General features: G+C 55.1%; 19 protein-coding genes and 1 other annotated feature. Of the genes, 7 read left to right on the top strand and 12 right to left on the bottom strand.

Translation table 11 applies throughout. From position 1 onward, the window contains the following. The first annotated feature begins 5 nt into the window (after nt 1–5). Nucleotides 6–1709 (top strand): SulP family inorganic anion transporter, encoded by a 1704-nt coding sequence (locus ABIE29_RS07850; protein ID WP_429617779.1) that lies wholly within the window; start codon nt 6–8, stop codon nt 1707–1709. Between the two features lie 55 nt (nt 1710–1764). Here ABIE29_RS07850 and ABIE29_RS07845 read toward each other — a convergent pair whose 3' ends face one another. Beyond that, the gene (locus tag ABIE29_RS07845) at nt 1765–2523 is read right to left on the bottom strand and encodes a YciC family protein (RefSeq protein WP_429618069.1); all 759 of its coding nucleotides are present in this window, start codon (nt 2521–2523) and stop codon (nt 1765–1767) included. 41 nt (nt 2524–2564) lie between these two features. Then, entirely contained in the window at nt 2565–3005 is a 441-nt protein-coding gene (locus tag ABIE29_RS07840) for a YkgJ family cysteine cluster protein (RefSeq protein WP_429617778.1), read from the bottom strand. 296 nt (nt 3006–3301) lie between these two features. On the opposite strand from ABIE29_RS07840, the gene ompW reads away from it, so the two are divergent. Next, nucleotides 3302–3934, top strand: a complete 633-nt coding sequence (ompW, locus tag ABIE29_RS07835; protein ID WP_429617776.1) for an outer membrane protein OmpW — start codon at nt 3302–3304, stop codon at nt 3932–3934. Nucleotides 3935–3976: 42 nt separating this feature from the next. Here the strand turns inward: ompW and ABIE29_RS07830 are convergent, their stop codons facing one another. The 7 genes from ABIE29_RS07830 to ABIE29_RS07800 all read right to left on the bottom strand — a co-directional run bounded on the left by ABIE29_RS07830 (nt 3977) and on the right by ABIE29_RS07800 (nt 11066). Continuing rightward, nucleotides 3977–4291, bottom strand: coding sequence for a BON domain-containing protein (locus ABIE29_RS07830; RefSeq protein WP_429617775.1), 315 nt, complete (start codon nt 4289–4291; stop codon nt 3977–3979). 219 nt (nt 4292–4510) lie between these two features. Next, complete coding sequence (gene trpA / locus ABIE29_RS07825) at nt 4511–5317, bottom strand: tryptophan synthase subunit alpha (RefSeq protein ID WP_429617773.1); 807 nt, start codon at nt 5315–5317, stop codon at nt 4511–4513. After that, nucleotides 5317–6507 (bottom strand): tryptophan synthase subunit beta, encoded by a 1191-nt coding sequence (gene trpB, locus ABIE29_RS07820; protein WP_429617771.1) that lies wholly within the window; start codon nt 6505–6507, stop codon nt 5317–5319. The genes trpA and trpB overlap by 1 nt, the downstream gene beginning before the upstream one ends. Nucleotides 6508–6545: 38 nt before the next feature. Further along, nucleotides 6546–7907: a bifunctional indole-3-glycerol-phosphate synthase TrpC/phosphoribosylanthranilate isomerase TrpF gene (gene trpCF, locus ABIE29_RS07815; RefSeq protein ID WP_429618067.1), complete on the bottom strand. Its 1362-nt coding sequence runs from the start codon at nt 7905–7907 to the stop codon at nt 6546–6548. A gap of 3 nt (nt 7908–7910) precedes the next feature. Then, the gene (trpD, locus tag ABIE29_RS07810) at nt 7911–8909 is read right to left on the bottom strand and encodes an anthranilate phosphoribosyltransferase (protein WP_429617769.1); all 999 of its coding nucleotides are present in this window, start codon (nt 8907–8909) and stop codon (nt 7911–7913) included. Between the two features lie 16 nt (nt 8910–8925). After that, complete coding sequence (locus tag ABIE29_RS07805; RefSeq protein WP_024529256.1) at nt 8926–9507, bottom strand: glutamine amidotransferase-related protein; 582 nt, start codon at nt 9505–9507, stop codon at nt 8926–8928. Beyond that, nucleotides 9507–11066, bottom strand: coding sequence for an anthranilate synthase component 1 (locus ABIE29_RS07800; protein WP_429617768.1), 1560 nt, complete (start codon nt 11064–11066; stop codon nt 9507–9509). Before ABIE29_RS07800 ends, ABIE29_RS07805 begins: the two co-directional genes overlap by 1 nt. 28 nt (nt 11067–11094) lie before the next feature. Continuing rightward, nucleotides 11095–11199: a sequence feature (Trp leader region), on the bottom strand. Between the two features lie 259 nt (nt 11200–11458). Between ABIE29_RS07800 and rnm the strand changes: the two genes are divergently transcribed. From rnm to rluB, 3 genes are all read left to right on the top strand, one after another. Continuing rightward, the gene (gene rnm, locus ABIE29_RS07795; protein ID WP_429617767.1) at nt 11459–12328 is read left to right on the top strand and encodes an RNase RNM; all 870 of its coding nucleotides are present in this window, start codon (nt 11459–11461) and stop codon (nt 12326–12328) included. Between the two features lie 110 nt (nt 12329–12438). Next, complete coding sequence (locus tag ABIE29_RS07790; RefSeq protein ID WP_173409218.1) at nt 12439–13059, top strand: L-threonylcarbamoyladenylate synthase; 621 nt, start codon at nt 12439–12441, stop codon at nt 13057–13059. 153 nt (nt 13060–13212) lie between these two features. Continuing rightward, entirely contained in the window at nt 13213–14121 is a 909-nt protein-coding gene (gene rluB, locus ABIE29_RS07785; RefSeq protein ID WP_115158867.1) for a 23S rRNA pseudouridine(2605) synthase RluB, read from the top strand. Nucleotides 14122–14168: 47 nt separating this feature from the next. Here rluB and cobO read toward each other — a convergent pair whose 3' ends face one another. Together cobO and ABIE29_RS07775 are read right to left on the bottom strand one after the other, a co-directional pair. Next, the gene (gene cobO, locus ABIE29_RS07780) at nt 14169–14759 is read right to left on the bottom strand and encodes a cob(I)yrinic acid a,c-diamide adenosyltransferase (protein WP_021806577.1); all 591 of its coding nucleotides are present in this window, start codon (nt 14757–14759) and stop codon (nt 14169–14171) included. Nucleotides 14760–14772: 13 nt separating this feature from the next. Continuing rightward, nucleotides 14773–15534, bottom strand: a complete 762-nt coding sequence (locus ABIE29_RS07775) for a YciK family oxidoreductase (protein WP_429618065.1) — start codon at nt 15532–15534, stop codon at nt 14773–14775. 361 nt (nt 15535–15895) lie between these two features. On the opposite strand from ABIE29_RS07775, the gene sohB reads away from it, so the two are divergent. After that, nucleotides 15896–16942 (top strand): protease SohB, encoded by a 1047-nt coding sequence (gene sohB / locus ABIE29_RS07770; RefSeq protein WP_429617765.1) that lies wholly within the window; start codon nt 15896–15898, stop codon nt 16940–16942. A gap of 49 nt (nt 16943–16991) precedes the next feature. Here the strand turns inward: sohB and ABIE29_RS07765 are convergent, their stop codons facing one another. After that, nucleotides 16992–17243, bottom strand: coding sequence for a YciN family protein (locus ABIE29_RS07765; protein WP_429617764.1), 252 nt, complete (start codon nt 17241–17243; stop codon nt 16992–16994). Between the two features lie 426 nt (nt 17244–17669). Between ABIE29_RS07765 and topA the strand changes: the two genes are divergently transcribed. Next, complete coding sequence (gene topA, locus ABIE29_RS07760; protein ID WP_429617762.1) at nt 17670–20279, top strand: type I DNA topoisomerase; 2610 nt, start codon at nt 17670–17672, stop codon at nt 20277–20279. Nucleotides 20280–20594 lie beyond the last annotated feature (315 nt).

Genomic DNA, 20594 nt, shown 5'->3' with positions numbered 1-20594 from the left:
CAGCTATGCAGTGGAAATCTCTGCGGGCGTGGACGCCTGGTTTGACGCATTTGTTAGGGTATGAACGCAGTTGGTTGAAGCCGGATATTCGTGCCGGGTTATCCGTCGCCGCGGTAGCTTTGCCGGTGGCGATCGCCTATGCCGAATTGGCCGGTGTCAGCCCGGTAGTCGGGCTTTACTCCTGTATTTTACCGATGATCGCCTATGCCATTTTTGGTTCGTCACGGCAACTGATTGTTGGACCGGACGCCGCAACCTGTGCGGTGATCGCCGCCGTGGTGACTCCGCTTGCCGCAGGAAGCATGGAGTTGCACTGGCAGCTCACCATCATGATGACCGCCATGACGGGGGCCTGGTGTCTGTTGGCCAGCCGCTTCCGGCTTGGGGCACTGGCAGACCTGCTTTCTCGCCCGATCCTCAGCGGATTGCTGAACGGTGTGGCGGTGACCATTATCGTCGATCAGATCGGTAAAGTGCTGGGGTTCGCAACGCCACCGGCGCAGCTGATTGAACGTATTTATGCCTTGCCCGGCAATATTCTGCACAGCGATTGGCTGACGGTGGGCATTTCGTTGCTTACGCTGACGATGCTAGTGGGAGTTAAAAAGCTGCGGCCTAACTGGCCAGCGCCGTTGTTTGCCATTGTACTGGTGGCCTTCATCACTTGGGCGGGCAATTTGCAGCAGCACGGTATTATTACCGTAGGGGGCTTCAGCGGTATGCTGCCCATCGTTCAGTGGCCGGATTTTCAGCCGGGCTTATTGCGTGACATGGTGATACCGGCGCTCAACCTGGCGGTAGTCAGCTTTGTCAGCATGATGCTCACGGCACGCAGCTTCGCGGCGAAAAATGGCTATGAAGTTAATGCCGATGCGGAATTCCGTGCGCTGGGGCTGGTAAACATTGTCTCCGCGCTATCGCAAGGGTTTGCTATCAGCGGTGCCGATTCGCGTACGGCGGTAAATGATGCCAACGGCGGCAAGAGCCAACTGGTATCAATTATTGCTGCCATCGTGATTGGTATTGTGCTGCTGTTTCTGACTTCGCCGCTGCAATTTATTCCGGTGGCCGGATTAGGCGTAGTGCTGATGTACGCAGCCTGGTCGTTGATCGATATTCGCGGTATCTGGATCCTGCGCAAACGCAATACCCAGGCATTCCGGCTGGCGGCTTTCACCTTCGTCAGCGTACTGCTGGTGGGGGTGATCAGCGGCATTGGCTTGGCGGTATTGCTTGGCCTGATGCAGTTTCTCCGCACCGTGTTCCGCCCAACGGAGCAGCTGCTGGGGGTCAATGGGGAAGGCATGATCCACTCAATGGGCAACAACAACGGGGTGAAAGCGGTGCAGGGCGTGATGATGTACCGTTTTAACTCCCCGTTGACCTATTTTAACGTGGCCTACTTCAAACGGCGAATCCTCAATCTGGTCGATAGCACGCCGTTCCAACCGCGCTGGGTGGTGATTGATGCCGTAGCCAGTTTTACCCATGCGGATATCAGCGTGCTGGCAGCGATTGATGAGTTGAAACGCGATTTGTTACAACGTAACGTAAAGCTGGTGCTGGCCGGGCGGCGCACCGAGTTAACGCGCTGGTTTCGTATCAATCGGTTTGGGCGCGACAAGGATCTGATCCTGGTGCCCGATCTCTATCTGGCGCTTAAGCTGATACAAAGTAAGGAGCAGGCCGAACCGACCACGGCGCAGTAAATAAAAAGGGCACACCAAACGGCGTGCCCTTTATCCATATCCATCCAGCCGACAATCACTCCCGCAGTAACATATACAGCCGGAACAGATAAATCAGCAGCAGGGCGGAAACCAGGTTGCTTAATGCAGTCAGCACAATGCTGGCAACGTGTGGCGTCAACACCGACAAATGGCTGACCATAAACAGCACCAGCAGTTTGGCCGCCAGCCACAGCATCATCGCCGGTACGATCACCCGCGCGTTGGCAAAGGCCAGCTTGCAGCTCAGCTTCAGCGAGGCAAAGACGCCTTTCCCATCGGCCACGGAAATCACCGGGGCCAACGAGAACGAGATCGCCATGATCACGCCGGGCACGACGAACAGCGTCAGGCCAAGCTGGGTCAGCAAGGTGCAGACAAACAACAGCAACAGCAAACGTGGTAATAGCGGGGCAGATATCCCGATAGCCCGCAGCGCACTGGTGCGCTGGCCTTCAGAAACCAGGCGGATCAGCGTCAACATGCCTCCAACCAACAGCACGTTACCCACTAAAGCGGAAATCGTGGCGGCGGCGGACACTTTCAACAGCACCATCTGCTGTTCAGGCGTCATCTGCTGAATGATTTCCTGGATCCCCATGCCGGCACCGGCGGTGGAGGCCAAATCACTTTCCGTCGCGGTCAGGATCTTCAACTGCTCGATATCGGGGCTGAACGCCTGATTAAGCAGCACTGAAATGAATGCGGTCAGCAGTGCCAACAGCACAATGCTGGCAACCTGATTACGGAAAAAGTTAAAACTGTCACGGTACAACGTGTTGGCCGTAATTGGCATGCGTGGCATGCAGACTCCTTGGCGTCGGGAAGGTAGTTAAATCAGTGGACGATTGTACCTTGTTCCACGCCGCTGTGGCACCCCGCGAATGGCATTGTGCTGATTTCTTGGGCGATTATGGTCTCTGACAATGATAATGGCAGGGGAACCGGCAAGGGAGGCAGGCCATAACGTTCACGGGCTCGATCGCAAGCTTCATTGCGCAGGCCGTTTTCCCCGGATTGATTGAATTCGCGGCAGGGGCTAGGGCGATTGGGGTAGATCGAACAGGACACCGCCTGGCCAATCTCACCGATCAGCGAGGTGCAGCGTGGGGATTTGCTGTTGGTCCCCTGCATACAGCGCAGAAAGGGGCTCAAGGGCTCAGTTAAGGATATAGGTACCACGCCGCCGCCATCTTCCGCTTCGGCCCAATAGAATGATACTCGGAAATAACCGCAGCAGGCGCCGCAGCTGGTGCAGGGATTTTGAATTTCGCTCATCTTGATTGCCACCGACTCCTTACCGGCCCAACCAAAACCAACAGGAATGATGAAATTACGCAGAGGCATTTTTTTTAGCAACTTTTTTTGGTAACAGAAATGTAAACATGCATAAAATTTTCAACAAAATGCGTTTATTGATTCAGATCAATTATTGATTTATTAAAATCCTTAGTTGGCTTTGTTTTTGGTGGGAATTTAAATTTTTACACTTAAGATGTGATCTCGATGGGATCATAAATACCTGTTAATAGGTATATTCATCGCGACTATAAACCACACAAATGGAATGGATAATGAAAAAGACAACTCTGGTGGTGTTAGGGGCTTTGATGGCTCCTATGGTAGCAAGCGCGCATCAAGCGGGTGATTTCCTGTTCCGTGCAGGTACTGCAACAATTCGTCCGAATGCGGGTTCGGATAACGTCTTAGGGCTGGGGACGCTCGATGCTAAAAACAACACTCAGCTCGGCCTGACGTTCGGTTATATGGTGACCGACAATATCGGCGTTGAACTGCTGGCTGCTACCCCATTCCGCCATAAAGTTACCTTGGCGGGCCAGGATATTGCGACAGTTCACCAACTGCCGCCAACGCTGATGGCACAGTACTACTTTGGTGACAAGCAGGACAAGCTACGCCCTTATCTGGGTGTTGGCGTAAACTACACCACGTTCTTCAATGAGAAGTTCAACGACTACGGTAAAAGCGCGGGTTTAAGCAACCTGGATCTGAAAGATTCTTGGGGCGTTGCTGCCCAGGCGGGGATGGATTACAACCTGGATGAGCACTGGATGCTGAACATGTCGGTCTGGTGGATGAATATCGAAACCAAGACCCGATTTGATGTTGCTGGTGGCTCAAGTCAGAGCATTGATACGCGTCTGGATCCGTGGGTGTTTATGTTTGGTGCGGGTTACCGCTTCTAAGCCAGCAATAAAGGAGGCGCCGTTCGGCGCCTCCCTCTTCAGTTATTTAATGCGCATATCGTTTTCGACAGATTTAACCCCTGCCACGCCGCGTGTGACCTGAACGGCGCGGTTAGCATCGGCACTGGAGCTGACAAAACCGCTCAACTGTACCCGGCCCTTAAAGGTTTCAACGCTAATCTCGGTGGACTTGATGGTTTTATCCGCCAGCAGTGCTGACTTCACCTTGGTCGTAACGACCGTATCGTCAATATAGCCGCCCGTCCCTTCAGATTTTGCCGTTGGAGCACAGGCAGAAACGGCCATAGCCAAAATACCCGCCATGCACAGTGCCGAAAGGGTTTTAAAAAGCTTCATAAATGACTCTCCTTGCAAATGTTATTGTTGAAACTACTGGCTGATTTCAATCAGCTAACTGGATCGTATTTATTGAATAACACAGGGACATAAGGTCAATATGATTGTGGAGCAGGCGTGGGGTTTGTTCAAACCTTTTAATCAATTATCTGCAGTAACATCAGGGGGAAACAAGGCGTTAGCACCGGATACTTCCCTGTATCCGGTGTTTGACGAAGATTAAGAACGGGTTGCGGCTTTCATCTCACGCACGAACTTGCCCAGCCTGGCTAGCATTTCTGCCGGGTGTGCCTGGTTCTGTTCGATGATTTTAACAATTGCCGAGCCTGAGATTGCCCCGGCGGCCCCGGCTTGCAATGCGTCTTTGACCTGTGCAGGTTCAGAGATACCAAAACCTTGCAGTGGTGGTGCCGCATGGTATTCGCGTAGTTTGTTGACCAGGTGGTGCAGCGGTAACTGAGCACGGCTTTCCGTTCCGGTTACTCCGGCACGTGACAGCAGATAAGTGTAACCCCGGCCGTGGGACGAGATTTCACGCAGTAAATCCTCATCGGCATTTGGTGGGCAGATATAGATTGGCGCAATGCCGTGGCGAGTTGCCGCCGCGCGGAAAGGCGCTGATTCTTCGAAAGGCACGTCCGCGATCAATACCGAATCCACTCCGGCCTGCGCACAGCGCTGATAAAACGCGTCAATACCGCCGTGGAACACCAGGTTGGCATACATCAACAGGCCAATCGGAATATCCGGGTGTTTCTGACGAATTGCCGCCAGCATTTCAAAACAGTGTGTTGGCGTCACGCCAGAAGCGAAAGCACGCAGCGCTGCACTTTGAATGGTTGGGCCATCGGCCAACGGATCCGAGAAGGGGATCCCCAACTCCAATGCATCCGCACCGTTCTCCACCAGCGTATCGATGATCTGTAACGATAGCGTCGGGTTTGGGTCACCAAGGGTCACAAACGGCACGAAGGCGCCTTCTTTATTATTTTCCAACCGTTTGAACAGTTGCTGATAACGTTCCATCAGATTTCTCCCCGTGCTTTCAGAATATCGTGAACGGTAAATATGTCTTTGTCGCCGCGACCGGACAGGTTAACCACCAGGATCTGTTCTTTCTGCGGCTCTTCACGGATCATTTTCAGCGCGTGTGCGAGGGCATGGGAAGACTCCAACGCCGGGATAATTCCTTCGTGGCGGGAAAGCTCCTTGAAAGCCTCCAGCGCTTCATCATCGGTGATCGACACGTATTCTGCACGGCCGATGCTGTTGAGATAGGCGTGCTGCGGGCCAACGGAAGGGAAGTCCAAACCGGCGGAAATCGAGTAAGACTCCTCGATCTGGCCTTCAGCGGTCTGCATCATCGGTGATTTCATACCGAAGTAGATCCCCACCTTGCCATGCTTCAGCGGCGCACCATGCTGGCCGGTTTCGATCCCCAGACCGGCGGGTTCCACGCCGATCAGGCCAACGCTGGTATCATCGATAAAGTCGGCAAACATGCCGATGGCGTTGGATCCACCGCCAACGCAGGCCAATACGGCATCCGGCAGGCGGCCTTCACGCTCCAGCACCTGAGCTTTGGTTTCTTCACCGATCATGCGTTGGAATTCGCGCACGATGGTCGGGAACGGGTGCGGGCCTGCGGCAGTACCCAGCATGTAGTGGGCCTTCTCGTAAGAGCCAGACCAGTCGCGCAGCGCCTCGTTACAGGCATCTTTCAGCGTGGAAGAACCGCTGTGTACCGGGATCACTTCAGCTCCCATCAGGCGCATACGGAATACGTTGGGTGACTGGCGTTCGATGTCCTTGGCGCCCATGTAGATACGGCATTTCAGACCGAGCAGGGCGCAGGCCAATGCAGAGGCGACACCGTGTTGGCCAGCGCCGGTTTCCGCAATGATCTCGGTTTTGCCCATGCGTTTGGCAAGCAGCGCCTGGCCCAATACCTGGTTGGTCTTATGGGCACCGCCGTGCAGCAGATCTTCACGCTTCAGGTAGAGTTTGGTTTTGCTACCGGCAGTCAGGTTTTTGCACAGTGTCAGTGCCGTTGGGCGGCCCGCATAGTTTTTCAGCAGATCGATAAACTCTGCCTGGAACTCCGGGTCACGCTGGGCACTGACGAAGGCTTCTTCCAGTTGTTTCAGGGCTGGCATCAAAATTTGCGGCACATACTGACCGCCAAATTCGCCGAAGTAAGGGTTAAGCAGCGTCATTATTTTTCCCGTTATTATCCGTTAAATGAGGTTCGCAATCAGTAGGCGCGCAGGGTTTGAAACACCGCCGCCAGACGCTCGGCGTCTTTGATGCCGGGTTGGCTCTCTACGCCAGAGTTGAAATCGAGGCCCGCGCAGCCCAGCAGGGCCGCATCCACGCAGTTGTCTGCACTCAGGCCGCCAGCCAGCATCACGTTGTCCAGCGTTTGGCCATGCAAAACCGACCAGTCAAAGCGAATTCCGGTACCGCCAGCGCCGTTGTCCAGCAGATAACGATCGACCTGTTGCAAATCGCGTGCGGGCAGGCTGTCTTTCACGCTCAAGGCTTTCCAGATCTGACAGGTGGCTGGCAGCTCGGCGCGCAACGAGTTGGTATAAGCCTGATCTTCCGCACCGTGCAACTGCACCGCATACAGACCAAGGCGCTCAGCAGTTTGCGCTACCGTGTCGATCGGCGCATCACAGAAAACGCCCACGTATTTCAACGGCGCGCCGGCGATCACTTCCCTGGCGCGGGCAATGTCCACGTTACGCGGGGAACGACCAACGAAGATCAGACCGCCGTAGTTGGCACCTGCCTGATAAGCAGCAGCGGCATCTTGTGGCCGGGTCAGGCCGCAGACTTTGTTGTCGCCCAGTATCACGCGGCGTACTGCACTGCGCAGGTTGGTTTCCGACATCAACGCGCTGCCGATCAGAAATCCGTTGGCATAGCGACTGAGTTCACGGATCTGGCCGTAGTTATTGATGCCGGATTCGCTGATCACTGTCACGCCATGTGGCACTCTAGGAGCCAGGGTGCGGGTGCGGTCCAGATCGATAGACAGATCGCGCAGATCGCGGTTGTTGATGCCAATCACTTTGGCTTCGAGCTGTACCGCGCGCTGTAATTCTTCTTCGCTTATCACCTCGGTCAGCACGCCCATATTCAGGCTGTGTGCCACCGCAGCAAGTTGGCGGTACTGTTCGTCATCGAGCACCGACAGCATCAACAGAATGGCGTCGGCCTGGTAGTGACGTGCCAGATAGATCTGGTAAGGGTCGATCATAAAGTCTTTACACAGCACCGGCTGGGTCACGGTGCGACTTACCAGCGGCAGAAAATCGAAGCTGCCCTGGAAGTATTGTTCATCGGTCAGCACCGAGATCGCCGAAGCGAAGTCCTTATACACCGAGGCGATTTCCACCGGGTCAAAATTCTCGCGGATCAGCCCCTTGGAAGGGGAAGCTTTCTTGCATTCGAGAATAAACGCCGTTCTGGTGCCTTGTAGTGCATGATAAAAGCTACGCTCGCTTGGCACGATTTCGTTTTGAAAGCTGGCCAATGGCTGTTGTTGCTTACGTGCCGCGACCCACTGCGCCTTGTCACGAACAATCTTGTTGAGCACGGTTTCCTGCATCATTTATCCTCTTGCTGCCAAAGCAGTGACACGCTGGTAAGCCTGCCCACTGTGGATCATTTCCAATGCCTGCTGCGCGTTCTGGCGCAGGTCTTCCTGTCCGAATAGTTTCAGCAACAGTGCGACGTTGGCGGCGACCGCCGCGGCGTGCGCTGGCTCGCCTTTACCTTGTAACAACCTTGCCAGAATGTCACGGTTTTCTTCCGGTGACCCACCCAGCAGGGAGCCCAGCGGGTGGCTGTCCAACCCAAAGGATTTGGGCGTCAGCTGATAACTTTCAATCTCGCCGTCATTCAGCTCGGCCACGTGAGTGGCGGTGTGGATCGCCACTTCATCCATCCCGCCACCGTGCACGACGGCGGCGCGTTGATAACCCAATACGCGCAGGGTTTGGGCGATTGGCAGCACCAGCTCCGGACTGTAGACCCCAATTAACGCCAACGGTGGGCGAGCCGGGTTAATCAACGGCCCGAGCACGTTGAACACCGTGCGGGTCTTCAACTGTTGGCGTACCGGCATCGCATGACGAAAACCGCTGTGATACTGCGGCGCAAACAGGAAACACACGCCCAGTTCATCCAATGCCTTGCGGGATTCTTCCGCAGGCAGATCCAGGCGGATCCCGAAGGCCGCCAACAGATCGGATGAACCGGAACGGCTGGAGACGCTGCGGTTGCCGTGCTTGGCCACCTTGACCCCACAGGCTGCGGCGACAAAGGCGCTGGCCGTAGAGATATTGATGCTGTTGGTGCCGTCGCCGCCGGTACCGACGATATCCGCGAAGGCATAGTCCGGGCGTGGGAACGGTAGAGCATCGGCCAAGAGCGCCTTGGCAGCCCCGGCGATCTCTTCCGGGCGTTCACCGCGGATCTTCATGCTGATCAGTGCCGCCGCCAGTTGGCTAGGTTCCAGCTCACCGCGCACGATAGCGCTGAATAACTGCTGGCTTTCTTCCTGGCTCATCGACTCCGAGCGATACAGTTTTTCAAGAATAGGTTGCATAGTCGGTTCCCCTTAATTATTTCGCCAGCGCCCAGGCCAACGTCTGCTCAAGCAAACGCGCGCCTTGGGTGGTCAGAATGGATTCTGGATGGAATTGGAAACCACATACGCGGTGTTCATCGTGACGCACTGCCATCACCATGTCGCCGAAGCGAGCATTGACGGTCAGTCCTTCAGGGATATTGCTGCCGACCAGCGAATGATAGCGGGCGACCGGTAGCGGGTTGGCCATACCGGCAAACATCCCCTGGTTATCGTGAGTAATGGACGAAGCCTTGCCGTGCAGGATCTCACCGGCCTGGCCAACGTGGCCGCCATAGGCTTCCACAATCGCCTGATGGCCGAGACAGATACCGATGATTGGCATCTGGCCGCGCAGGCGTTGCAACAGCTCGGGCATACAACCGGCGTCGGCTGGAGTTCCTGGGCCTGGCGACAGCATCAAAATAGGCTGTTTCATCTGTTGCAGGCGCGCGATGATGACCTCGGCGGCAATCTGGTTACGGTAAATCACCACCTGATGGCCGCTGGCACGCAGCTGATCGACCAGGTTGTAAGTGAAGGAGTCGACGTTGTCGAGCAGTAAGATATCGGCCATTAGAAAATCTCCTTGGCCTGGTGCGCGCTGGCGATGGCTCGCAGCACGGCACGTGCCTTATTACGGGTTTCATCGGCTTCCGCCTGCGGGAGCGAGTCCAGCACCACACCGGCACCGGCCTGCACGGTGGCAACACCGTCCTCAACATACGCGGAACGAATGACAATACAGGTATCGAGATCGCCGTGAGCGGTAAAGTAGCCCACAGCGCCGCCGTAGCTGCCACGACGGGTGCCTTCAGAGGCGGCAATCAGCTGCATGGCGCGCACTTTCGGTGCGCCGCTCAGTGTGCCCATATTCATACAGGCCTGATAGGCATGCAGCACGTCGAGATCGCCACGCAGCTTGCCGACCACGCGGGAAACCAGGTGCATCACGAATGAGTAACGATCAACCTTGGTCAGGTCGGCCACGTAGCGGCTGCCAGCCTCACAGATGCGAGCCAGATCGTTGCGGGCCAGGTCGACCAGCATCAGGTGCTCGGCCAGTTCTTTATGGTCGGTACGCATTTCCAGTTCGATGCGGCTGTCGAGATCCAGATCCAGCGAACCGTCGGCGCGGCGTCCGCGAGGACGAGTGCCGGCAATCGGGTAGATTTCGATCTGGCGGCTGGTGGCTTCATATTTCAGCGCGCTTTCCGGCGAGGCACCGAACAGCGTGAACTCGTTGTCCTGCATAAAGAACATATAAGGGCTTGGATTGTTTTCCTTCAGCGTCTGGTAAGCCGCCAGCGGGTTAGGGCAAGGCAAAGAGAAGCGACGAGAAGGCACCACCTGGAAAATCTCACCGTGGCGGATGGCCTGCTGCAACTGGCTGACTACCGCGCCGTACTCTTCATCGCTCTGATTGCAGCTTAGCTGCATGTCTTCCAGTTTCTGATGAGGAATGGCGATTGGTGTTTGTTGCAATTGCACCTGAAGCTGTTCGAGACGCTGCTGCAAACGCAGGGTTTCAGCGTTGTCACCGGTAAATACGCTGGCTTGTAAACGAGCTACGCCGCGTTGGTGATCCAGCACCAGCAGCGTTTCCGCCAGATAGAAACAGAAGTCCGGACAACGTTGGTCTTGGCGCAGCTCTGGCAGGTCTTCAAAGCCAGCAACCAGGTCATAGGCAAACAGGCCACCGAGCAGCATAGCTTCACGTTCATCGGCTGGCGCATCGACTAGCGTCAGCATCGTGCGCAATGCATCAAACACCGACAGTGAACGCAGGCGGGCATCTTCGTCTTGTACCGTATCAATTGCCGGGAAGGTCAGCTCGCGGCCATTAGGGCGAGCCTGGATTTGAACACCGGCAGGCAAGGCTTCATCCAACAGTGGCAGCAGGGCCGCACCGTTAGCGCTCAGCGCCTGAAGGCTGACCTTGCGACCCAATGCAGTAATGCGCAGGGCACTGTCGACAATCAGCAGGCTTTTCAGGTTTTGCTTGCTGTTGATTTCCGCCGAATCCAGCAACAGGGTGGCAGAGCGAGCGCCGCACAGCTGATGAAAAATCGCCGTCGGATCGCTGCGGTAACCGGCCTGCGCCGTGAGTAGTTTGAGCTGTGGTTTGATGTTCATCTTCGGTAGTTCCAGTCAAATCTTGTCCATAAAAAAGCCCGCTGTAATGAGCGGGCCTAGGGAATCTGCAGTGTCAGATGACAGGTATGCGTGATTACTCGACCCTTGATTGGGAAGTACGCCACCAGCGAAGAAGAGAAGTGTGTCTAGTCATCATGTTGCTCTCTGTTAACTCATTCAACTTTTTCATCTAACACGGCCAGTGTCATCGCCGTGAACTTGTGTACTAGTTAACTGGAACAAAGGGGCAATGTCAACTCTCTTTTTGCACAATATGTTAGCGGCTAGCGTGAAATCATTAATCTATCGGCAGCGCTTGCGGCAGAATACATTTCCGTCCGGTCAACCATAACGGGTATGATAGAAGGCCAAGCCATTGCAGGATATCCCTTTTGACAGACAGCAGCCCACAATCCTCCGCTTTTACCCTGTACGATCTCCACAGCCACACCACCGCTTCGGACGGTTTTTTAACGCCGACTCAACTGGTGCAGCGAGCCGTTGAGATGCGCGTTGGCGTGCTGGCTATTACCGATCACGATACCACCAGCGGATTGGCAGAGGCTGCGGCCGCGATAGCCGATCTTGCCTTGCCCTTGCAGCTGGTTAACGGCGTGGAGATTTCTACGCTGTGGGAAAACCATGAGATCCACATTGTTGGGTTGGGGCTCGATATCGCCCACCCGGCGTTGTTGAAACTGTTGGACGAACAGACCGAGCGCCGTAATCTGCGGGCGCAAGAAATCGGCGTTCGGTTAGCGAAAGCGCGCATTCCCGATGCCTATGCTGGAGCGCAACAACTGGCGGGGGACGGGGCGGTCACCAGAGGGCATTTTGCCCGTTTTCTGGTGCAGCAGGGCATGGCTGACAATATGGCGCAGGTGTTCAAGAAGTATCTCGCCAAAGGGAAAATCGGCTATGTTCCGCCACAGTGGTGTACAATAGAACAAGCCATTGATGTCATTCATCAATCCGGTGGCCAGGCGGTGATGGCGCACCCGGGCCGTTACGATCTGACGGCCAAGTGGCTGAAACGTCTGCTGGCCTATTTTGCCGAACATGGCGGCGATGCGATGGAGGTGGCGCAGTGTCAGCAAGCCCCCCATGAGCGTACGGTGTTGGCTAAATATGCGCAGGACTATCAATTATTGGCGTCTCAGGGTTCGGATTTTCATCAGCCCTGTTCGTGGATTGAGTTGGGGCGCAAACTGTGGTTACCCGGCGGTGTTGAACCGGTTTGGCGCGATTGGCCACAGCCCTAACCAACCCTGGTTTTACCCGATGGATTTCAAGCTGCGGCTGAAAAACGACGGGTATAGATTGAGTTAACGCGGGCGTTGTCGCGCGCGTGCATCATTTTCAGGAGTAACAGATGAGCCAGCTATTTTATATTCACCCGGATAATCCGCAGCCGCGCCTGGTCAATCAGGCCGTAGAGGTGCTGCGCAAGGGTGGCGTGATCGTCTATCCAACAGACTCTGGCTACGCACTGGGCTGCAAGCTTGAAGAGAAGGCGGCCTTGGAGCGTATCTGCCGTATTCGCCAGTTGGACGGCAACCACAACTTCACGCTGATGTGCCGCGATCTGTCCGAGCTGTCGACCTATGCCTATGTGGACAATTCGTCGTTTCGTCTGATCAAGAACAATACGCCGGGCAATTACACCTTCATCCTGAAAGCGACCAAAGAAGTGCCTCGTCGCCTGATGAATGACAAGCGTAAAACCATCGGCCTGCGTGTGCCATCCAACCCGATCGCTCTGGCATTGCTGGAAGTGCTCAATGAGCCGATGATGTCGACCACGCTGATGTTGCCAGGCAATGATTTTGCCGAATCCGATCCGGAAGAGATCAGCGAACACCTTGGCAAGCAGGTGGATCTGGTGATCCACGGTGGTTTCCTGGGCCAGCAGCCAACCACAGTTATTGATTTGACCGAGTCCTCCCCGGAAGTGATCCGTGAAGGGGCGGGCGATCCAGCGCCTTTCCGCTAAACTGCCGGACGAAGTCAGTGCCAAGGAGGGATAAAGCCTGTATAATAAGCGGTTGGTTTTGACCAAGTGCTAATCTTTGCGGCTGTCTCTCCTTGCTGAGAGTAGCGGTAAAGTCCCCCCGACGCCTGTGAAGGCGACACTAGAGGTTGCTCAATGAGCGAAAAGTTACAGAAAGTATTAGCGAATGCCGGCCATGGCTCGCGTCGTGAAATAGAAACCATGATTGAGGCGGGTCGCATCAGCGTCGACGGCAAGATCGCCAAACTGGGCGACCGCGTTGAAGTGGTTGCCGGGATGAAAATTCGTCTGGACGGTCACGTTGTCTCGATCAAAGAATCCGAAGAAGCGGTTTGCCGTGTGCTGGCTTATTACAAGCCGGAAGGTGAACTCTGTACCCGTAGCGATCCGGAAGGTCGCCCAACGGTCTTCGATCGCCTGCCAAAACTGCGCGGTTCTCGCTGGGTAGCGGTAGGGCGTTTGGACGTCAATACCTCAGGCTTGCTGCTGTTTACCACTGATGGTGAACTGGCTAACCGCCTGATGCACCCAAGCCGCGAAGTCGAGCGCGAATACGCCGTGCGCGTGTTCGGCCAGATCGACGACGAAAAGCTCAAGCAACTGAGCAAAGGTGTCCAACTGGAAGATGGCCCGGCGGCATTCCGCACCATCACCTTCCAGGGTGGCGAAGGGATCAACCAGTGGTACAACGTCACGCTGACCGAAGGCCGTAACCGTGAGGTGCGTCGCCTGTGGGAAGCCGTTGGCGTGCAGGTAAGCCGTTTGATCCGCGTGCGTTACGGCGATATCGATCTGCCAAAAGGCTTGCCTCGTGGCGGCTATACCGAGCTGGATCTCAAGGCGATCAACTATCTGCGTGAGCTGGTGGAACTGCCGCCGGAAACCGTCAGCAAACTGCCGGTAGAACGCGATCGTCGCCGTGTGAAGGCCAACCAGATCCGCCGTGCGGTAAAACGTCACAGCCAGGTTGCTCCCGGCAGCCGTCGTGGTGCACCAGGCAGCAGCAAACCGGGTAAACCGGCCAAGTCTTCCAAGCGTAGCTAAATTTATCACCGTGGCCTTGCCTTCTGGCTTGACCACGGGTTATTCAGTTACCAGTCAATACCTTGCTGAGCCTTGATCCCCGCTTCAAACGCGTGCTTCACCGGCCGCATCTCCGTCACGGTATCCGCCAGCTCCAGCAAATCGCGATGACAGCCACGCCCGGTGATAATCACCGTCTGGTGTGCAGGACGCTGCTCAAGGGCTTCCAGCACCTCTGACAGCTCTAAATAGCCGTAGGTGACCATATAGGTCAACTCGTCCATCAGCACTAGATCCAGGCTGCTGTCGGCCAGCATCCGCTTACCGTGTTGCCAGACGGCCTGACAGGCGGCGGTATCGCTTTCCCGATCCTGGGTTTCCCAGGTAAAGCCGGTTGCCATCACCTGAAATTCCACGCCGTGCTGTTGCAGCAGGTTTTTCTCGCCGTTAGGCCACTGGCCTTTGATAAACTGGATCACTCCGGCCTTCATCCCGTGGCCGACGGCACGGGTGACGGTGCCGAATGCAGCGGTGGTCTTGCCTTTGCCATTGCCGGTAAAGACCAGCAACAGACCACGGGTTTCCTGCGCGGCGGCAATGCGGGCATCCACCTGTTCTTTCAGCCGTTGCTGGCGTTGTTGGTGACGATCTTCAGCCATGTTAAAAGCTTCCTTATTCGGCGGCGCCGGGTTTACGGTTGGGCTGAGCATCGAAGCTCATGCCGGTTTTACGGCGGCTGTCATCGCCCATCAAATACAGATAGAGCGGCATGATATCGGCCGGTGTTTTCAGCTTGTTTTTATCTTCCTGTGGGAATGCAGATGCACGCATTTTGGTGCGAGTTCCGCCCGGATTGATGCAATTTACCCGCAAGTTACGGTTTTTATACTCATCAGCCAATACCTGCATCATCCCTTCGGTAGCAAACTTGGAAACGGCATAGGCCCCCCAGCCGGCACGGCCGGTACGGCCAACGCTGGAGCTGGTGAACACCAACGATCCCGCATTCGATTTCAGCAGTAACGGCAGCAGCGCCTGGGTAAGCATGAAGGTGGCATTCACGTTGACCTGCATCACTTCGTTCCACATGGTCATCGAAAGTTCGGCCATTGGGGCGATGTCGCCCAACAGACCGGCATTTTGCAACACGCCGTCCAGACGTGGCACTTTGGTGGCCAACTCTTCCGCCAGGGTTTGGCACTGCTCTGGCGTGGTGTGTAACAAATCCAGCGTAACGATATGAGTCGGGGCGCTGGAGATGGCGGCAATTTCGGCCTGAACGGCCTGCAGTTTGCTTTCCGTACGGCCAAGCAGCACCAGCTGTGCGCCGTAGCGAGCGTAGGTCAGCGCCGCTTCACGGCCGATACCGTCGCCCGCCCCGGTGACCAGAATAATTCGTTGTTCGAGCAGATCCTGCTTAGGTTGGTAATGCACAATAGTTCCTCGCGCCTGGTTGGCGGCTCCCGCGCTATGGCTGGGAGCTTGGGTAGATAGCGGATCGCTGGCAGGAGCAGGGTTGCTCAACCACAATGGCGATCCGCAGCGAATTTTTGTCAGCAATTTAATGAATAATGTCTGTTATATGCCTGAAATGGATCGCATTTTCAATGAGTAACCCACAGAAACGGCATTCTTTTGTAACAAAAACGGTACAATAGCGGCTTGGTTACCGTTGCGGATAACCCCATAGTGACAGGAGAAAACCAGGAATTTTCATTTAGCCGCGACAGCCCTGCTGGTGATTGGCTAAAATGAACAGAGTCACACTAACAAACTGTAAATAAAGGCGGTACCTGTGGAGTTTATATCTGTTTATGGCCTTTTTCTGGCCAAAGTCGCCACGGTGGTGATTGCTATTGCCGCGCTGGTGTTACTGGCGGTGAGCCTCGGGCAGCGCAAGAGTCAGCAGAAAGGGGAACTACAGCTTACCGACCTGGGTGAGCAATATCGTGAAATGCAACGGGAAATGCGCCTTGCCCGCATGGGGGCTGCTGAGCAGAAGGCCTGGAGCAAACAGTTCAAAAAGCAGAACAAGGCCGACGACAAGCTGAAAAAGCAGCGTGCCAAGGCGGGGGCAGTAGAGGCAGTCAAACCTTGCCTGTACGTGCTAGATTTCAAGGGCAGTATGGATGCCCATGAGGTCAGCTCACTGCGTGAAGAGATCTCTGCCGTATTGGCGGTGGCCACCGCCAAGGACGAGGTGTTGCTGCGTTTGGAGAGCCCAGGTGGGGTGGTGCACGGTTATGGTCTGGCAGCCTCACAGCTGGATCGCTTGCGCAAGGGCGGTATCCGCCTGACGGTGGCGGTGGATAAGGTCGCGGCTAGCGGCGGTTACATGATGGCCTGCGTGGCCGACCGCATTGTGGCGGCACCGTTCGCCATCATTGGTTCGATCGGCGTGGTTGCGCAGATCCCCAACTTCCATCGCTTGCTGCAAAAGAGCAACATCGATGTGGAATTGCACACCGCTGGCCAGTTCAAACGCACCTTGACTCTGTTTGGTGAAAATACCGAACAAGGGCGGGAAAAATTCCGAGAAGATCTGAACGAAACCCACGAGCTGTTCAAGCAGTTTGTTCATCAGCAACGCCCTTCATTGGCTATCGAAGAGGTCGCCACCGGTGAGCATTGGTATGGCACTCAGGCGAAAGATAAAGGGCTGGTTGACGCGGTCGGCACCAGCGACGATCTGCTGATTGCCGAGATGGAAAACCATGAGGTGGTGGGGGTGCGCTATGCCCGCCGTAAACGCCTGATCGATCGCTTTACCGGCAGTGCGGCAGAGAGCGCCGATCGCCTGCTGTTGCGTTGGTGGCAACGCGGTGAGAAACCGCTGTTGTAAGCCTGCAAGGTTATGATTACACGGGGCCAGATGGCCCCGTTTTTAATGGTTAATCCACCAGATGATATTTCTCGGAAAACACATGGGCCAGATGCTTAAACATATTAAATACGGCGGTGGTTTTTGCCGTTGGCAGCCCCTCGGGATCTAAAAAAAACTCGCCGCGGAAAACCAACACGCTGCCTTTCTGCTCAACGTCGGTGGCCACCATGCCGTGCATATAATCTTCATGTTGGCGGATGATGTTATTTGCTTCAGTAAGCAGATCTGCTCGTTCGATCGGCTGAGTATGGTTACGCATTTATTTCTCCTGCAAACGAAAATTCTGAGCGTATTCTAGCGCGGGTTCGCGTTTGTCCGCAAACCAGCTAAGGTTTAATTGCCGTCTGGACGGCCAGTGATTTGACCGTCCGTGGCGAAATGAGGTTTTCCGCGCTAATTAAGTTGCGTCGCGTTTGTTATCAGGTAGAGTGTGGGATTTTGCGGCTTCCGGTGGAAGGATTTGTTTACGCTCAACGCAGGTCATAGCTGGCCTGGCTTCTGGGGTTTGACGTGTACAGGTTAGACTGGTGAAATGCGTTCAGGTTGACCAGTTAGGCAACCATTAGAAAAAAACAGGTTGATCTCTTGCCAGAGTACCGCAATATAAATAAGAGATACGAATTGCCGCGGTACGGCGAGACAAATGGCTTCTTTTTAGAAGTATTAAATTCAGGTAAAGGTAATTATGGGCAAAGCTCTCGTAATAGTTGAGTCCCCGGCAAAAGCCAAAACTATTAATAAATATTTAGGTAATGACTACGTGGTGAAGTCCAGCGTCGGTCATATCCGTGATTTGCCGACCAGTGGCTCAGCTAGCAAAAAGAGCGCTGAGTCAACCGAAGACAAAGCCAAAGATAAAGCCAAAAAGAAAGTCAAGAAAGATGAAAAGACCGCGCTGGTCAATCGCATGGGCGTCGATCCTTACCACGGGTGGGAAGCGCACTATGAGATTTTACCTGGTAAGGAAAAAGTGGTCGCCGAGTTAAAATCGTTAGCCGAAAATGCTGACCACATTTACCTCGCAACCGACCTTGACCGCGAAGGGGAGGCCATCGCCTGGCACCTGCGGGAAGTGATCGGTGGGGACGACAAACGCTTTAGCCGCGTGGTGTTTAACGAAATCACCAAGAACGCGATCCAGCAGGCGTTCCAAGCGCCAGGTGAGCTGAATATCGATCGGGTCAACGCACAGCAGGCGCGTCGCTTTATGGACCGCGTGGTGGGCTACATGGTGTCACCACTGCTGTGGAAAAAAATTGCCCGTGGCCTGTCCGCTGGCCGGGTGCAGTCCGTTGCGGTACGACTGGTGGTGGAGCGTGAGCGCGATATCAAGGCGTTCGTCCCCGAAGAGTACTGGGAACTGCATGCCGATCTGTTGGCGAAAGGCGAAATCGCGCTGCAGATGGAAGTCACCCACGCCCACGATAAGCCATTCAAACCGGTTAACCGTGAGCAGACTCATGCCGCGCTTAACCTGCTGGAAAAAGCCCGTTATACGGTGCTGGATCGTGAAGACAAACCGACCAGCAGCAAACCGGGTGCGCCGTTCATCACCTCCACGCTGCAACAGGCTGCCAGTACCCGTCTGAGCTTCGGCGTGAAGAAGACCATGATGATGGCGCAGCGTCTGTATGAAGCCGGTCATATCACCTATATGCGTACCGACTCCACCAACCTGAGCCAGGATGCGGTCAACATGGTGCGCGGTTATATCGGTGACAACTTCGGCGACAAGTACCTGCCGAAGGCGCCTAACCAATACAGCAGCAAAGAAAACTCACAGGAAGCGCACGAAGCGATCCGTCCCTCCGATGTCAGCGTATTGGCTGAACAACTGAAGGATATGGAAGCGGATGCGCAGAAACTGTATCAGCTGATCTGGCGTCAGTTCGTCGCCTGTCAGATGACACCGGCGCAATACGACTCCACCACGTTGACGGTGAAAGCCGACGACTTCCTGCTGCGTGCCAAAGGCCGTACGCTGCGTTTCGATGGCTGGACCAAGGTGATGCCTGCGCTGCGTAAGGGCGATGAAGATCGCACCTTGCCGTTTGTGGAAGTGGGCAGCGAGCTGGATCTGCAAAAACTGATCCCGAGCCAGCACTTTACCAAGCCGCCGGCACGTTACAGTGAAGCCTCACTGGTTAAAGAGTTGGAAAAACGCGGGATTGGCCGTCCATCTACCTATGCCTCGATCATCTCGACCATTCAGGATCGTGGCTATGTGCGGGTAGAGAGCCGCCGGTTCTACGCGGAAAAAATGGGTGAGATCGTCACCGATCGCCTGGAAGAAAACTTCCGTGAGCTGATGAATTACGACTTTACCGCACGTATGGAAAATGGCCTGGATCAGGTTGCCAACAACCAGGCGGAATGGAAAGCGGTGCTGGACGAATTCTTTGCCGAATTCAGCGAGCAGCTGGAAACCGCAGAGAAAGATCCTGAAGAGGGCGGCATGCGCCCGAACCAGATGGTGATGACCAGCATTGACTGCCCGACCTGTGGTCGCAAAATGGGCATCCGTACCGCCAGCACCGGGGTGTTCCTCGGCTGTTCCGGCTACGCGTTGACGCCGAAAGAGCGCTGTAAAACCACCATCAACCTGGTGCCGGAAGCGGAAGTGCTGAACATCCTGGAAGGGGATGATGCAGAAACCAACGCCCTACGTGCCCGTAGCCGTTGCCAGAAGTGTGGTACCGCGATGGACAGCTACCTGATCGACAACCAGCGTAAGCTGCACGTATGCGGTAACAACCCGGCCTGTGACGGCTACGAAATCGAGCAGGGTGAATTCCGCCTGAAAGGTTACGACGGCCCGATCGTGGAGTGTGAGAAATGTGGTTCCGAAATGCACCTGAAAATGGGGCGCTTTGGTAAGTACATGGGCTGTACCAACGATAACTGCAAGAACACCCGTAAGATCCTGCGCAGCGGTGAAGTTGCTCCGCCGAAAGAGGATCCGGTCCCACTGCCAGAGTTGCCGTGCGAGAAATCGGACGCCTACTTTGTGCTGCGTGATGGGGCGGCTGGCGTGTTCCTGGCGGCCAACACCTTCCCTAAATCGCGCGAAACCCGTGCGCCGTTAGTGGAAGAGTTGCTGCGCTTCAAAGATCGTTTACCGGAGAAATTGCGCTATCTGGCCGATGCGCCGGTGGCCGATCCCGAAGGCAACAAGACGATGGTGCGCTTTAGCCGTAAAACCAAGCAACAGTATGTCTCATCAGAGAAGGACGGCAAGGCCACCGGCTGGTCTGCATTCTTCGTTGATGGCAAATGGGTTGAAGGCAAGAAGTAGCCCGGACACCAGGCAACACCAAAAAACCAGCTCACTGAGCTGGTTTTTTATTGGCGAAAATCGGCTGGCGGATCTATTCTTCTCTGCTTTTTTCTTATTTTTATCGGCAAGTCTCGGCGTTGATAATCAAGCGACAAGATCGTTATCATCTTGTGAAGCGGATCTATACTTGGTGCCGTGACATGATATAATGGTTATATAAAATATTTTTTTATGAATAAAGCTTATTAGCAACGGCGTTTTCATCAGCATCTGGGCGAAATCACTGTGTTTAAGGCTTGTGATAATTAAGCATACCGGGCAACACCGAGATAC

It is taken from the genome of Serratia sp. 2723, from assembly GCF_050434425.1.
Lineage (GTDB): Bacteria > Pseudomonadota > Gammaproteobacteria > Enterobacterales > Enterobacteriaceae > Chania.
The sequence above is the reverse complement of the archived record's forward strand: the minus strand, read 5'-3'. Positions and strand labels throughout refer to the sequence as shown.